Consider the following 12,939-nt stretch of genomic DNA (forward strand, 5'->3'; position numbering starts at 1 on the left):
CTGCCGACATTCCTGCGGGAACATCAGAAGCTGGCCTGGCAATGCGCGGCCGAAGGCATGGACCATGTCCGGTATCTCGCCCGGCTTGTCGAACTGGAGTTGGTTGACCGGGAGCGGCGGATGGTCGAGCGCCGCATCAAGGCCGCCAGGTTCCCTACGGTCAAAAGCCTCGACAGCTTCGACTTCAGCGCCATCCCGAAGCTCAACAAGATGCAGGTGCTGGAACTGGCCCGCTGCGAATGGATCGAGCGGCGCGAGAACGTCATTGCCCTCGGCCCAAGCGGCACGGGCAAGACGCACATTGCCCTTGGCCTCGGACTGGCGGCTTGCCAGAGGGGGCTCTCCGTTGGCTTCACCACCGCCGCAGCCCTGGTCAACGAACTGATGGAGGCCCGCGACGAACGTCGCCTGCTTCGCTTTCAGAAGCAGATGGCTGCCGTCAAGTTGCTGATCGTCGACGAACTGGGCTTCGTGCCGCTGTCCAAGACCGGCGCCGAATTGCTATTCGAGCTGATCTCGCACCGCTACGAGCGCGGCTCAACCCTGATCACCAGCAATATGCCCTTCGATGAATGGACCGAGACCTTCGGCTCCGAGCGCCTCACCGGCGCACTGCTCGACCGGCTGACCCACCACGTCAGCATCCTCGAAATGAACGGCGAGAGTTATCGCCTCGCCAACAGCACTGCCCGAAAGCGGCATCAAAAGTCCTGAGATCAGATCGCCTCGATTTGGCCCCAAGGGGCCAATGCGCCATGGCACGCGCCAGCTCTATGGTAAGCGCGCGCGCCATGGCGCAGGCCACCGCCACCTGGCCTGGTTTTACGCCGCCGAGTGGCCGGGTTTTGCACCGCCGTTGACATCCTGCCCAGAAGCAGCATCCATTCCCGCGCCGCATCCAACTCGCCCATGGACTGCTCAAGCAGACCTTGGCTCAATGCTGGCGTTTTGCGCAGCAGCGTCTCAAATCGTTGGCGATGGAAGCCGCACAGGACGACCGGTGTTGCGGCAACCGCATTGTAGGCGACCTTGGCCCGGTAAGGATGGCCCAGGAAATTGCCCGCGCGCAGCATGCCGACCATTTGCGTTCGTCCGTCCGCCATGATCCTGGTGAGCGACACGATCCCGCTGACCACCGTTGCAACGAAGTCCAGCCGTTCGTCAGCCCACACGATCACTTGCCCGGCCTCGTAGGAGTGAAAGAAGCGGATGGCCTCAAGGTCATGGAGGTCTGCAGGCCCACAATGGGCACAGACTGCCCGATACCGGACCGGACAGGTCATGCAGGACCTTTGTTCCTGACAGATGGTCAGAGCTTCTGTCTTCTGTACCATAAGGAGAAGTCTACCTTCCCAATGGAGGGGATTTCCATCGTCTCACAGGATTTCGTCTGCAATCAGACCATTCCGGCAAGTTCCCGCCGTGGCGCGGACACGCACTATGGCTGCGGCTGATCGTTGCGGGCCAACCGAGAAGCGATCTTGTCGGCATAGCCGCTCAAGCGCTCGGCCGAGTTGGCTGGCAGATCCGAGCGAACATCACGCGCCAGGCAGCACACCATACCGAAGACACTGCCGTCGGCCAAGGTCAGCGGAACGCTCATGGCTGCGGATTGGGATGATCTGCGTAACCGGCAGATCAACGGCAATCTGATGGGCGGCGGTATCGACAATCATCGGCGGCAAGCTGCCATCGAGAACATATTTGCAGTAGGTTTCCCGAAGATCGAGCGAGTTGCTTGTTTGAATGATGCTCTCGATCCCGGGCGACCTGACCGCCCGGAAGACCAGGCTCTTGCCGACGATCTCGGACAGATAGGCAATATCCATCCCCAGTTCCTGCCGGGCGCTTTCAAGGTAGTCATCGATATCGGCTCTGGTGCGGGCGTCGGACAGAATGGCTTTCAGCCGCGATGGGAGGGAGTGGGGCATTGCTGTTGCTCCTTGCTGGGGCGACAAGCAAGCCGCTCTGGCGAATGGGATCTGAGAGGATGCTCGGCGGAAGCCGAACAACGCGTGACCCACAAGCAGGAGGTACGCATAGATCAACCTAGGGGAAATTAACGGTTCCCCAGGTTACTGTAAGGTTGTTTCTTGGGGGGAGGCCCACCTCCGGCATGATGCAGGAGCGTATTCCTCTTTCTCGACACAAGCAGAGAAAATCAGAAAACCGTTCATGGCGCCGTTCCGCGGCACGTCTGACAACATGCCGCGAAACGAACGATCCTGCGTCCTATTGGGGGAGTTGCGCGGCCGCCTGCGCCAGCATGGCTGCCATTTGCGTGCAAAGCGTGGCTTCGTCGGTGCTTTGGGCGATGGCAGCAGCGGCGAGGGTCTGCTCCACGCCCAGGGCCGATACGGTGCCGGCCTTGCCTTTCTCGTAGGCCGCCTCGATCTTCGCCGCATCGGTCGCAGGCGGCATCATGTCGAGGATCCTGGTCTGCGTTGCCGCGGCGGTCTCATCGATATGGCCGTTTGCCTGACAGTATTCGAGAACCCCGAGCTGATTGCGCGCGGCGGCAATCGCATCGTCAGGCCCCATGGCCTGTTGGGCAAAGGCGGGAAGGGCAAAGCCGGAAATCAAAAGTCCAAGGAAAAAAGGTCGCACGAACAGTCGCTCCTGTGGTGTTGCCGCCCAGAGGCAGGCGGCGGAAGCGATCATTTATCAGCCATGGCGGCGCCACAAGCCTGAAGATGACACGCGTGTCAGACCAGACATCTTAATCTTTCCTAACCGGATGCTTTTGTCCGGAACGAGCGCGGGGCCTTGCCGTTCAATCCGGACCAAAAAGAAAGGGAGAGCATGCGGCGGGTCAGGTTCTTCGTTGACGGGCAGGGTCCTTTCGAGGGCATGATGAAGTTCGGCTTGATTGGCGATGGCGAAATCGAATTCATCGCGATCCCGGCTCAGGCCTGCGAGCTTACCGCCCCAGAAATCGTGCGCGTCGTGCCCGAGGATGAAAATCCTTTCGAGGCACCGGTTATCGACATCATCACCGACGCAAGCCGCTATGATGAAGCTGGCAGGACCGTGTCGGGGTTCGTGGTTTTCGAAACGATCTGAGCTACCCACGGCGCGGTCTTGGTCCGGACCCGCATACCTCAAAAAGGAAGGGCCGCCCACAGGCGGCCTCCTTTTGTCCCTCGCTCCAGAAGAAAAGAGGACAAAGATGCGTCCCTGATCTCCCTGAATATGTCCGCGGTTTTTGCTCTTCCCGCTTTGGTTGCGGATAAGCGAAATACTGTCCTTACGTCAACTGAAATGCTTGCCAAGGGTGAGAATTTGCAGCAGCAGAAATAGGGCTGCTGCGGAAAAGCTCACTTGCGTTGATCTCAAGGAAGCTTTCAGAATGAGCCGTGAACAAAGGATCTGCCATAGCCCCGTTCGACCAGCCATCAAGCGCCATCCCTTTATGGATCGATGTTGTCCAGCTTGCCCTTGAGGCGCAGACCGTGATCGCTCTTCGGACGGCAGGCATGATGGGCATCATGGTCCAGGACCCGGGAGAGCCATTCCTGATGCTGGCGGAAAAGCAGGCCGCCCTGGCGGAGTCGCTTTACGCCGTTGGACAAGCGGCAGCAGAAGGCGCCAGCACGGATCAGGTGATCGCTGCGGGATTGCGGCCCTTCGGCAAGCGGATCCGTGCCAACTCCTGCCGCCTGATGGGGTCACGATCCTCCGCCTCAGTTGTTCAGTCCTGCTGACGGTCAGCGATCCGGAAAAAGTTGGTTGAGGCACCCGTTCACCGTATCCGCACTGAACGGCTTATCCAGAAACAGCGCACTCTTTGGCAGATCGTCGGGTCCAGGCGGTGTGGCACCAGACGCCACAAGGATGCCGATCTTCGGCCAGTCGCGCGCGCAACGGCGAGCCAGATCATAGCCGTTCCTGGTGCCCGGCGGCATCTGTACGTCAGTGAACAGCAGATGGATGCCATGACCCGATGACGCCAGGATTTCCATGGCATCCTCATAGCCGGCAGCCGTATAAACCCGAAACCCTGCTTCGGTGAGGATCGCCTGCGCGTCCATCCGGATCAGCGGATTGTCGTCCGCGACAAGCGCGTATCGGGCGAAAGGATCGGGCATTCCTTGCTCGTTTCTTCTTCGGCGTTCCTGCCAAAGAAAGGCGTCCGGCAGCGACCGGTTCCAAGTGAAAGTCAGTCAAGCGGATTTCCGGCGGCCGAACCTTGAAGCCAGGCAAGAAGATGAAGAAGGAATTCTTCTTTCGTAGACCTGCTTTCGGATGTACTGCATGAACAAAGCCTGAATATCCTGCGCTGTGACGGTTTTCTCGTGCCGAACGATCTTCTGTCTGACCCGGCCCGGCTGCGGGCGTTGCATCATTCCAACCTGCTGAGGGCGCATTCACAGGCGCAGTTTGGCCGGATTGCCAATCTTGTTCGTGACATGCTGGACGTGCCGGTGGCGATCGTCTCGATCGTGTCGGACACCAGGCAGGTCTTTGCCGGTCACCGCGGCTTGCCGGCCGAATGGGCAGCACTCGGCGGCACGCCTCTCAGCCACTCCTTCTGCCAGCATGTCGTCGACCACGATGCGCCCTTGATGGTCACCGATGCCCGGCGGGAGCCGCTGCTGGCCCAGAACCTTGCTATCCGGGATCTGGATGTCATCGCTTATCTCGGTGTTCCGCTGCATCTGCCCTCGGGCGAGGTCATCGGCGCCGTGGCCGCGATCAGCCCCGAGCCGCGAGCATGGTCCTCCTCGGACCTGGAGCGGCTCGGCAGGGTTGCCGTCCTTGCCGACACGGAAATCGCCGTGCGCATCTCCGAGCTGAAGTGGCGCAGCCTGTTCGAGGACATGCAGGAAGGCTTTTTCATCGGCGAGGCGATCCGCGACGCGTCCGGGCGGATGATCGATTGGCGGTATCACGACATCAATCCTGCCTTCGCAACCCTGACCGGGCTTGCGACACAAGGCTCGGAAGGCATGACCTATCGAGAGCTGGTCCCCGACGGCGAGACTGCGATCATCGACACCTATGCCACGGTCCTGGAAACCGGACAACCTGTCGTCTTCGAGGTCTTTCTGGCAGTTCTGGGGAACCGCTGGTTCGAGGGGCGCGCGCGGGCCCTCGATGCCAACCGTTTCGCCGCCGTGTTCTCCAACATCACCGAGCGCAAGGAGCGAGAGCTGCAGGAAACGGAACGGCGGCAACTTCTGAACCGCGAGCTTTCGCATCGCCTCAAAAACACCCTTTCGGTCGTCGGTGCGATCGTATCGCAGACGTTGCGCAATGCTGACGATCTCGACAGCGCCCGTGGCACGACCATGAACCGGATCAAGGCCCTGGCTACGGCCCATGATCTTCTGATCAGCGGTCACAAGGATGCCGGCACGGTTGGTGCCATGATCGAGGCGGCTCTGGCGCCCCACGATGACGGCTCGCGTCTGGACATGAGCGGGCCGGTGATCCCCATCGGATCGGAAGCGGCGCTGACGCTGTCATTGGTCATTCACGAGCTTGCCACCAATGCCAGCAAATATGGTGCGCTGTCGGTTCCGGAAGGGCGGGTCGAGATCCGCTGGTCGGTGATCGCGCAGCCTGCCGCAGAAAGACCGCTTTTGGCGTTCACCTGGACAGAACACGATGGTCCGGCCGTCTCGCCTCCTGACACCTCGGGCTTTGGCACGCAGCTGATCGAGATGGGCTTCGGCGGATCGGTCTTGGCCAGCAGCCGACTCGATTATCACCGGGACGGGTTGAGGTGCCGCATCGTTGCGCCGCTTGACGAACTTCTGGTCGAGGGAAAGGGCTAGTCTTTCACCGACCAGCGACGGCAAATGGAGCATGGCCTACCGAGAGCCGGGGCAGAAGTACCCATTTACGGGTGCAGGAAAGTAAAGTGAACAGTCCTCGCCGCTCCGGCAGGGACCTGCCTTACGTTTCGCGACGGGACAGCGGGAGGATGCGTCTTGAGTGACGTGCCACCGCGGCCTGCATGACAAGCCCCGACACTGGCGTGCGGCCGTTCGCGGCAGGCGCATCTCTTCTTGGCTCTGGCGCGTTATCGAGTGGCATATCCCAGAGGTTGACCATGAGAATGCTGATTGTCCCGCTGACCGCCACCATGTTGCTTACCGCCTGCGATAGCTCGATCAGGACGGTACCCGCGCCTGTTGAACCCGAGCGGCCCATGGACGAGGTTCCTGTTCAGATGACCCTGACTAATGGCGGTCGGCATTACAGCTTCAAGAGCGGCTGCGTCGTGGTTCTGGAGCCGCAGCGCGCCGTGGTGAAGTCGGAGACAGGGGCATGCGCTCTTCATCACCGGGATATCGCCTTGCTCTATGCCTCGGGAGATTGACGCATCCTCCGACTGACGGAACGCATGGCATGGCCTCTCGTTTGTTCCTGCTGACTGCGGGGGAGGCCCCTCGGCGCCAAACTGTCCAGGCCGACCGTATCCCGGCCGATCACACACCAACCTCCAACAAGGACGATCACCATGACCTATAACAACGACGTCGGACCAATGGGGAAGACATCGGTGTCTGCCCTGTTCGACAGCCAGGCCGATGCACAACGCGCCGTGGACCGGCTTGTCACGGCCGGGATCCCCGAGTCGCATATTCGGCAAGTCGCCGGCCGGGCGGGCACAACCACGACGGCGTCTCAGACCTGGGACGAGGATCGCAAGGGTTTCTGGGACAGTCTCAGCGACTTCTTCTTTCCCGATGAGGATCGCTACACCTATGCCGAAGGGCTCTCGCGTGGCGGCTATCTGGTGACCGTGAGCGGGATCTCCGGGGGCGAATACGAAACCGCCCTGGATATCCTGGATGAAGAAGGCAGCGTGAACCTGGACGAACGTGCCGAAAGTTGGCGTTCCGAAGGCTGGAGCGGTTATGAAGCCAGTTCCTATGCCTCGGGCAGCACGGCATCGGCTTATGGCGTCCGCGCAGGTATGATGGGGGACTTGGACAGCCCCTATATTAACGAAGGCGGCTTGGGCGCTGACGCGTCCCCTCCGCGCGAGCAAGATCTGCGCGACGACGAGACGATCCCCGTCGTGGAGGAGCGACTTCGCGTCGGCAAGCGCGAAACCGGCCACGGTCGCGTTCGCGTCCGGGCTTATACGGTCGAGGAGCCGGTGAACGAAAGCATCGATCTGCGCGAGGAGCGGGTGGAGATCGAGCGCCGCCCTGTTGATCGCGAGGTCACCAGTGCCGATGCCGCCTTCCAGGACCACACCATCGAGGCCGAGGAATACCGCGAGGAAGCGGTGGTCCAGAAGGAAGCCCGTGTGGTCGAGGAGATCGGCCTGCGCAAGACCAGCGAAACCCATCGCGAGGAGATCTCAGACACGGTGCGTCGGACCGAGGTCGAGATTGAAAAGAACGATGCTATTGGAGATCGCGATACGCTGACCGGCGGCCTGCACCGCGATGATACCGATCGCACCAAAATCTGATCCCCGCCAGCAGACGGGAAGGGCCTCGCCTCGGCGGGGCCTTTTCATGCCATGGGGATCGCACAAAAGGTAATCACGACGCCTAAATCCTGCCGCTTGCGCTCGCTCAGCCCAATCAGGCTGCCCATGAGGTTGAGCTGTCCTTGCTGGAAGGTGTCTGCCTGCGGACCCTTGTTGTGATAATCAAGATTATGGAACAGAATAGCTCTTGGAGAGGTCAACAGCCGAACAACTTCGCCGCAATGCTGATGATTAACCAGACCTTAGCTATCCGTCATGGCAAGCCACTGGACCAAGGCTCGGCGTATCATTTCAGGCCGCGTGGGCAAATCAGCTTCAGCGCGTCGCCGATCATCGATCGCTTGGATGAGGTCTCGCGCGAGTCGAAGATTAATCGACTCACTATCAACGGGAGGACGGCCGCGCTTTTTTTCCATGACACCGAATCTTTTCTTGATTTTATGTTTTACGATGTCATATAATGCGGACGGAAGCAAGAGATCCTACCCTCCTGCCCCGCCCTAACCACAACCGATCGTCTGGAGATCAATCATGGCTACCCCATCCTCTACCACGCCGTGCGGCGTGATGACAGCCTCTGCGCATTTCACGCATACCGAGATCTCACGGTGGTTCTCGCGGCTCATCGGGTCTGTCAGCGGCTATATCGAGGCCGAGCGCGACATCGAGCATGCGGCGTCCTGGGATCCGGCGTTCCTGCATTGGCACCGCGATGCGGAGGTGGCGCGGACGCAGGTGCTGTCCACCATCGACCATATCCGGGTGGCCGTGCCTGTTCGCCCAGAGGACCAGCCGCTGAAGCGCATGGCGCTGCTTTTGTTCGCGCTGATCGAGTCCAGCTCGTCCTCGGAGTTCCTGCGCCTCGCCGCCTGGCTCGAGCGGGGCGACGGGCGTTTCGCCTGCCTGGGCAGCGGCCCGGTGGCGCGGCGGGTCGGCGCGATGCTGACGGCGGCGCGGATGCAGGTGGCCGACCTGGCCTCGCTGACGGCGCTCGTCGATCCGCTGGAGATCGCGACGGCCGACAGCGCCGACGATCCGGTGCCGGTCGCGGCCTGACAGCCGCCTTTCCCTCACATCCCTCCCTGCCGTGACCGGTGCGTGCTGCGCGCGCACCGCCCGGTCTGCGTATCTCCCCGTCCCGGACCGTTGTGGCCGCGCAAGGCGTCCGCGTCAGCGCCCGGCACAACTACTTTGTTTTTCAGGAGCATTCCCATGACCGTCCTGCAATCCTGCGCGGCCCAAGCGCCGCTTCCCGCCGGCCTGACCCGCCACCCAGGCCCCCTCCATGCCCACTGGATCGCCGCGGCGGAGCGAAAGGGTTTTGAAATCATGGCCCGGGTCACGAACCGTCTTCACCTGGCCCTGCGCTGCCGGTGCTGCGGCGGCGTCAGCGTGACCAGGCTCTTCGTGCTGATGACCAGCCAGCCGCTCTGTCGCACCTGCCTGGAGACGGCGCGTGCGGCCCGCGCGACGGCGGCGGGCCTCATCTATCTCGGCCCCGATCCCGATCACCCACAATACGGCCTTTTCCGCGCCACCTGCGGGCACGTCCTGCGGCGGCAGTTCGAGATCGTCGACCGCGTCGCCCGTGGCCAGACCGGCCTGCGCTGCGAGATCTGCTTTGCCGAACGCGAGAGGCAGATCGCCGCCCGGCGGGGTTGGACCCGGATCGGCCCCGATCCGCGCGGCAATGCCAACTATCACCTGTATCGCCACGACGCCTGCGGACATGTCCAGCGGATCGCCCGGGCCAATCTCGGCTGGGGGCAGTGCGACTGCGCCGGTTGCGGGGAAAGCTGGGCGGCCAAGCCGAGCTTTCTCTACCTGCTGGGCATCCGGCATGACGGCATGGAGTTGCTGAAGCTCGGCTACAGCGCCAATCCGCTGAAACGCCAAAGGCACCAGCTGGGGCTGCCGAAGACCGCGCAGGTAACGCTGCTGCGCCGCGTGGCCATGTCCACCGGACACGCCGCCTGCGCCACCGAGAAGCGCCTGCACGCCCGGCTGCGCCGGCAGCATCCCGAGGCGGTGGTGCCGCCCCAGGACTACCGGGGCATCCTCAACGTGGTCAGCGAGGTCTACCGGCCCTGGCTGCGGGCCGAGCTGGAGCGCCGGCTTGATCGGATCGCGAAGGCAGCCGTCCCGGTAGGCATGGCACCGGGCGCAGGAGCCCAGGACAGCCAAACCCAGGACGGCGGGGGCAAAGACGGCGGCAGCCAGGGTGGCGGGGGCGACGACAGGGCGGCCTGCTGAGCCGCCTCCGGCCGGGGCCATCGCTGCCGCCCCAGCCCTGGTGCATCTCCCCTGCCCCCCGTCCCTCGCCCTTTCCGAAGGAACTGCCCATGCCCAGCCCGTCCGCCATGCCCGCCCAGCCCGCCTGGCTGCCCCACTACCTGACTGTCGCGGCCTGCCTCGACGCGGCGCCCTGTCCACCGGTCTCTGATGCGCCGGAGATGTCCGAGGGGGTCTTTCAGGCCCTGGTCGAGGGCCGCCTCGACGACGTCGAGGACCAGATCGAGGAACTGCCGGACTGGGGGCGACGCCCGTGTCCGGCGACCGCCCTGGCCGACGATCCCCTGCGCGCCATCGCCCTTGCCGGGCTGTGCCGCGCCCTTCCGAACCATGAGGCCATCGCCGCGCTGACGGCGGTCGGCGCGGTGACCCTTCTGCACGGCCCGCCCGGCGGGATGATCGATGACGCGGCCTCGCTGCTCGCAGCCCTGCTGGCACCCGGCAACGGTCGCCCGCCGGCGCGGATCATCGCCCTGCGCGCCGCCGGGGACGCCCGCGCGGGCGGGCGGCCCGAGGACGCCCTCGCCCCCGCCATGGCGGCGATCAGCGCGACGACCGCCCCTCATGTCCTGCTGGTGGAGGCGGGCTTGACCCTGCCCGGCGAGATCGCCGCCATCCTGCCCCCGCCTCTGCGCCTCGGACCGGTGGACGGATGGCTCATCGCCGCCGCCCTGAGCCTGCGCGGCGGCGACGCCGCCGGATTGCGCGACCGCCTGCCGGGCGACGCCGCCCTGCGGGCGCTCACGCCCGGCCAGCTGCGCTTCGCCCTACGCCACCGTATCCGCGAGCGGCAGATCACCGAGCTGCATCGCATCGCCCAGTCCAACCAGTCCAACCGATCCAACGGTCCGACCCTGGACGACATCGTCGTCCAGGGCGCGGCCGAGGTGGCCGCCCGCCGCCTGGTTGCCGATCTCGCCGCCTGGTCGGCCGGGCGCATCGCTTGGGGCGAGATGACCCGCTCGCTGCTGTTCGTCGGCCCGCCTGGCACCGGCAAGACCTGGCTGGCCCGCGCCATCGCCGCCTCGGCCGGCGTGCCGCTGATCGAAGGCAGCCTCGCCGCCTGGCAGGCGGCCGGCCATCTGGGCGACATGCTGCGCGCCATGCGCGCCAGCTTCGCGCAGGTCCAGGCGGCCGCCCCGGCGGTGCTGTTCCTGGACGAGATCGACAGCACCGGCGACCGGGGCGGCGACGACAGCCACGCCCGCACCTATCGCCGCCAGGTGATCAACGCGCTTCTCGAACTGATGGACGGCGCCGGCCGGACGCCCGGCCTGATCGTTTTGGCCGCCTGCAACGACATGGACGCCCTCGACCCGGCGCTGCGCCGCCCCGGCCGGATCGACCGGATCGTCGCGGTGCCGCCCCCCGGTCTTGCCGCAATCCTCCACATCCTGACCCGGCGTCTTGACGGCGCGCTGTCCGCCAGGGCAATCGACCACCTGGCCCGGCGCGCCATCGGCCACAGCGCCGCCGCGATCGACGGCGCGGTGCGCGAAGCCCGCAGCCAGGCGCGGGATGCCGGCCACGCGCTGACCGGCGCCGATGTCGCCCGGGCCTTGGGACTGGCCCGGGAGGAGCCGGCGATCATCCGCCGCTTCGCCCTCCACGAGGCCGGCCATGCCATCGCCGCCACCCTGCTGGCGCGCGGCCGGGTCGGCGAGATCCATGTCGGCATGGCGGGCGGCCATGTCGCGTTGGGACACCGGGCTCCCCTGCTGACGCGGCGCGATCTGATCGATCAGCTGACCTGCCTGCTGGCCGGCCGGGCGGCCGAGGAACTGGTGCTGGGCAGCGGCTGCATCGGTGCCGGACAGGGCGCCGACAGCGATCTGGCCCGCGCCACCGAGATCGCCCTGCGGCTGGAGTTGACCTACGGCCTCAGCGGCCACAGCCTGGTTCATGTCGCCGATCCGGCGCCGATGCTGATGACGGACCCGGCGGTGCGGACCCGGGCCGACCGGCGGCTGCGCACGGCGCTCCGCCGCGCCCGCCAGCTCCTGGCCGCGGAATATCACTGGCTGCTGCACCTCGCGGACCGGCTCTGCGCCGAGCGCGTCATCGCCTGCGGCGACGCGGGCCTGGATCGGCCCGGCCCGGACCCGGAGGCGCGCCATGAGCCGTGAGCCGGGTCTCCCGGCGCTCCTGGCCGAGGCGCGGGATCAGGCGGCGGTCCTGGCCGAGATCCTCGATCTCCTCTTCCTGGCGGCCGAGGGCCTTGGCGACACGCCTGGCGCCGCCCTGGCCCGCGGCGCCATGCTGGCCCGCGACCGGCTGGACCAGTTGCGGGACCTGCTGCGCGACGCCCGGCCGCCGCCGTGACGGGCCTCGCGCAGGAGGCGCGGGGTCGGGGACGCGGCCGATGCCTGTTCCGCGGGATCGTCCGGCCTGGACGGATCCAATGCCTTTCCCGGGCTCGCAAAGGCCTCCCTTCAGCGTCCCGTCGGGGACTTTAATAAAAAGACTAAAGAAACCCCGGACATCTGCCCCCGTCCGGAAGACCTTTGTCCAGGGAGCATTGCCAAAACGGAAAGCCGCCGAAAGCCGACCAAGTCCCGAACGTCTTTCCGGGGAGATGAGCATGAAACGCGTCGGGGATACGCGACGCCGCGTCTCGGGACAAGGCCGGCGGGCGTCGCGCGGGCCTCGGGGCGGGAGCGGGATCCAATCGGCGCCGAGGCCGCTTCGAGAGAGATCTGGCCAACAGCGCCGAGGCCTGTCCAGACCAGCGACCCTCTCTGGCCATGCACCTCCCTGCCTCCGCCTCCGCCGACGGCGTCGCCAAGTCTGGCCCGCGCGGACCGGGCGGCATCAGCCGGCTTCTCGAGGCATCGTCAGCCACGGGTGACGGTCAGTTCCCTGGCCTACCCCTGCTCGCCTTCCAGGATCAGCGCGCCGCACCGGCGCCGGACGATCCGCACCCCCGTCTCCCCTGAAGGTTGCCGATCCTGGGGCGAGGACGTGCCGCGCCCATCGTCAGCACGGCAGGCCCTTCCAGGGGCGGTCGGATCGTTCCTGTCCATCGCCAGCACCCCCCGGTCAGGCGGCGGGACCGTCGCGCTCCGCCTCCGCCTCGCGGATCAGGTCCGACAGCGGCGTTTCCAGCCGGGCGGCGAGCCTGGCCATGGTCAGCAGGCTGGGGCGGTGCTTGCCGGCCTCGAGCAGCGAGACATAGCGCGGGCTGAGCCCGG

The 12,939-nt window shown here is 65.2% G+C and carries 16 protein-coding genes; 11 read left to right on the forward strand and 5 right to left on the reverse strand.

The features are described from left to right. On the forward strand, window positions 1-714 hold a 714-nt coding region (gene istB / locus ACTJI6_RS22160; RefSeq protein ID WP_440803190.1), incomplete at its 5' end, for an IS21-like element helper ATPase IstB. Window positions 715-716: 2 nt separating this feature from the next. Here istB and ACTJI6_RS22165 read toward each other — a convergent pair. From ACTJI6_RS22165 to ACTJI6_RS22175, 3 genes are all read right to left on the reverse strand, one after another. Beyond that, window positions 717-1,283, reverse strand: coding sequence for a Crp/Fnr family transcriptional regulator (locus ACTJI6_RS22165; protein WP_440803790.1), 567 nt, complete (start codon window positions 1,281-1,283; stop codon window positions 717-719). Window positions 1,284-1,538: 255 nt separating this feature from the next. After that, on the reverse strand, window positions 1,539-1,931 hold the full coding sequence (locus ACTJI6_RS22170; protein WP_440803792.1) for a hypothetical protein: 393 nt from the start codon (window positions 1,929-1,931) through the stop codon (window positions 1,539-1,541). Between the two features lie 301 nt (window positions 1,932-2,232). Further along, window positions 2,233-2,661, reverse strand: coding sequence for a pore-forming ESAT-6 family protein (locus ACTJI6_RS22175; protein WP_440803794.1), 429 nt, complete (start codon window positions 2,659-2,661; stop codon window positions 2,233-2,235). A gap of 105 nt (window positions 2,662-2,766) precedes the next feature. On the opposite strand from ACTJI6_RS22175, the gene ACTJI6_RS22180 reads away from it, so the two are divergent. Together ACTJI6_RS22180 and ACTJI6_RS22185 are read left to right on the forward strand one after the other, a co-directional pair. After that, window positions 2,767-3,063: a hypothetical protein gene (locus ACTJI6_RS22180; protein ID WP_440803796.1), complete on the forward strand. Its 297-nt coding sequence runs from the start codon at window positions 2,767-2,769 to the stop codon at window positions 3,061-3,063. Between the two features lie 293 nt (window positions 3,064-3,356). Further along, window positions 3,357-3,704, forward strand: a complete 348-nt coding sequence (locus ACTJI6_RS22185) for an antibiotic ABC transporter (RefSeq protein WP_440803798.1) — start codon at window positions 3,357-3,359, stop codon at window positions 3,702-3,704. 3 nt (window positions 3,705-3,707) lie between these two features. On the opposite strand, the gene ACTJI6_RS22190 is transcribed toward ACTJI6_RS22185, so the two are convergent. After that, a complete protein-coding gene (locus tag ACTJI6_RS22190; protein ID WP_440803800.1) occupies window positions 3,708-4,088 on the reverse strand; it encodes a response regulator in 381 nt (126 codons plus the stop codon). A 207-nt stretch (window positions 4,089-4,295) separates the two neighbouring features. Here ACTJI6_RS22190 and ACTJI6_RS22195 point away from each other — a divergent pair, with 207 nt between their 5' ends. From ACTJI6_RS22195 to ACTJI6_RS22230, 8 genes are all read left to right on the forward strand, one after another. After that, window positions 4,296-5,780, forward strand: coding sequence for a sensor histidine kinase (locus tag ACTJI6_RS22195; protein ID WP_440803802.1), 1,485 nt, complete (start codon window positions 4,296-4,298; stop codon window positions 5,778-5,780). Between the two features lie 278 nt (window positions 5,781-6,058). Next, on the forward strand, window positions 6,059-6,328 hold the full coding sequence (locus ACTJI6_RS22200) for a hypothetical protein (RefSeq protein WP_440803805.1): 270 nt from the start codon (window positions 6,059-6,061) through the stop codon (window positions 6,326-6,328). Between the two features lie 141 nt (window positions 6,329-6,469). Beyond that, the gene (locus tag ACTJI6_RS22205) at window positions 6,470-7,435 is read left to right on the forward strand and encodes a DUF2382 domain-containing protein (protein ID WP_440803808.1); all 966 of its coding nucleotides are present in this window, start codon (window positions 6,470-6,472) and stop codon (window positions 7,433-7,435) included. A 143-nt stretch (window positions 7,436-7,578) separates the two neighbouring features. After that, window positions 7,579-7,917: a hypothetical protein gene (locus ACTJI6_RS22210; protein WP_440803810.1), complete on the forward strand. Its 339-nt coding sequence runs from the start codon at window positions 7,579-7,581 to the stop codon at window positions 7,915-7,917. A gap of 70 nt (window positions 7,918-7,987) precedes the next feature. Then, on the forward strand, window positions 7,988-8,512 hold the full coding sequence (locus tag ACTJI6_RS22215; protein WP_440803812.1) for a hypothetical protein: 525 nt from the start codon (window positions 7,988-7,990) through the stop codon (window positions 8,510-8,512). 156 nt (window positions 8,513-8,668) lie between these two features. Further along, window positions 8,669-9,709, forward strand: coding sequence for a hypothetical protein (locus ACTJI6_RS22220; protein WP_440803815.1), 1,041 nt, complete (start codon window positions 8,669-8,671; stop codon window positions 9,707-9,709). 89 nt (window positions 9,710-9,798) lie between these two features. After that, window positions 9,799-11,874: an AAA family ATPase gene (locus ACTJI6_RS22225; RefSeq protein WP_440803818.1), complete on the forward strand. Its 2,076-nt coding sequence runs from the start codon at window positions 9,799-9,801 to the stop codon at window positions 11,872-11,874. Then, window positions 11,864-12,070 carry a hypothetical protein gene (locus ACTJI6_RS22230; protein ID WP_440803820.1) on the forward strand — a complete coding sequence of 69 codons (207 nt, stop codon included), beginning with the start codon at window positions 11,864-11,866 and terminating at the stop codon, window positions 12,068-12,070. The genes ACTJI6_RS22225 and ACTJI6_RS22230 overlap by 11 nt, the downstream gene beginning before the upstream one ends. 717 nt (window positions 12,071-12,787) lie before the next feature. On the opposite strand, the gene ACTJI6_RS22235 is transcribed toward ACTJI6_RS22230, so the two are convergent. Then, window positions 12,788-12,939, reverse strand: a 152-nt coding sequence (locus ACTJI6_RS22235) for a helix-turn-helix transcriptional regulator (protein ID WP_440803822.1), incomplete at its 5' end; no start/stop codon positions are given.

This window comes from Paracoccus sp. 22332, from assembly GCF_052045125.1.
Lineage (GTDB): Bacteria > Pseudomonadota > Alphaproteobacteria > Rhodobacterales > Rhodobacteraceae > Paracoccus > Paracoccus haematequi_A.

Coding starts and splice junctions, on each gene's coding strand:
- ACTJI6_RS22215 (WP_440803812.1), top strand. CDS start 7,988: ATGGCTACCCCATCCTCTACCACGCCGTGCGGCGTGATGACAGCCTCT.
- ACTJI6_RS22190 (WP_440803800.1), bottom strand. CDS start 4,088: ATGCCCGATCCTTTCGCCCGATACGCGCTTGTCGCGGACGACAATCCG.
- ACTJI6_RS22165 (WP_440803790.1), bottom strand. CDS start 1,283: ATGACCTGTCCGGTCCGGTATCGGGCAGTCTGTGCCCATTGTGGGCCT.
- ACTJI6_RS22200 (WP_440803805.1), top strand. CDS start 6,059: ATGAGAATGCTGATTGTCCCGCTGACCGCCACCATGTTGCTTACCGCC.
- ACTJI6_RS22170 (WP_440803792.1), bottom strand. CDS start 1,931: ATGCCCCACTCCCTCCCATCGCGGCTGAAAGCCATTCTGTCCGACGCC.
- ACTJI6_RS22175 (WP_440803794.1), bottom strand. CDS start 2,661: ATGATCGCTTCCGCCGCCTGCCTCTGGGCGGCAACACCACAGGAGCGA.
- ACTJI6_RS22225 (WP_440803818.1), top strand. CDS start 9,799: ATGCCCAGCCCGTCCGCCATGCCCGCCCAGCCCGCCTGGCTGCCCCAC.
- ACTJI6_RS22220 (WP_440803815.1), top strand. CDS start 8,669: ATGACCGTCCTGCAATCCTGCGCGGCCCAAGCGCCGCTTCCCGCCGGC.
- ACTJI6_RS22205 (WP_440803808.1), top strand. CDS start 6,470: ATGACCTATAACAACGACGTCGGACCAATGGGGAAGACATCGGTGTCT.
- ACTJI6_RS22230 (WP_440803820.1), top strand. CDS start 11,864: ATGAGCCGTGAGCCGGGTCTCCCGGCGCTCCTGGCCGAGGCGCGGGAT.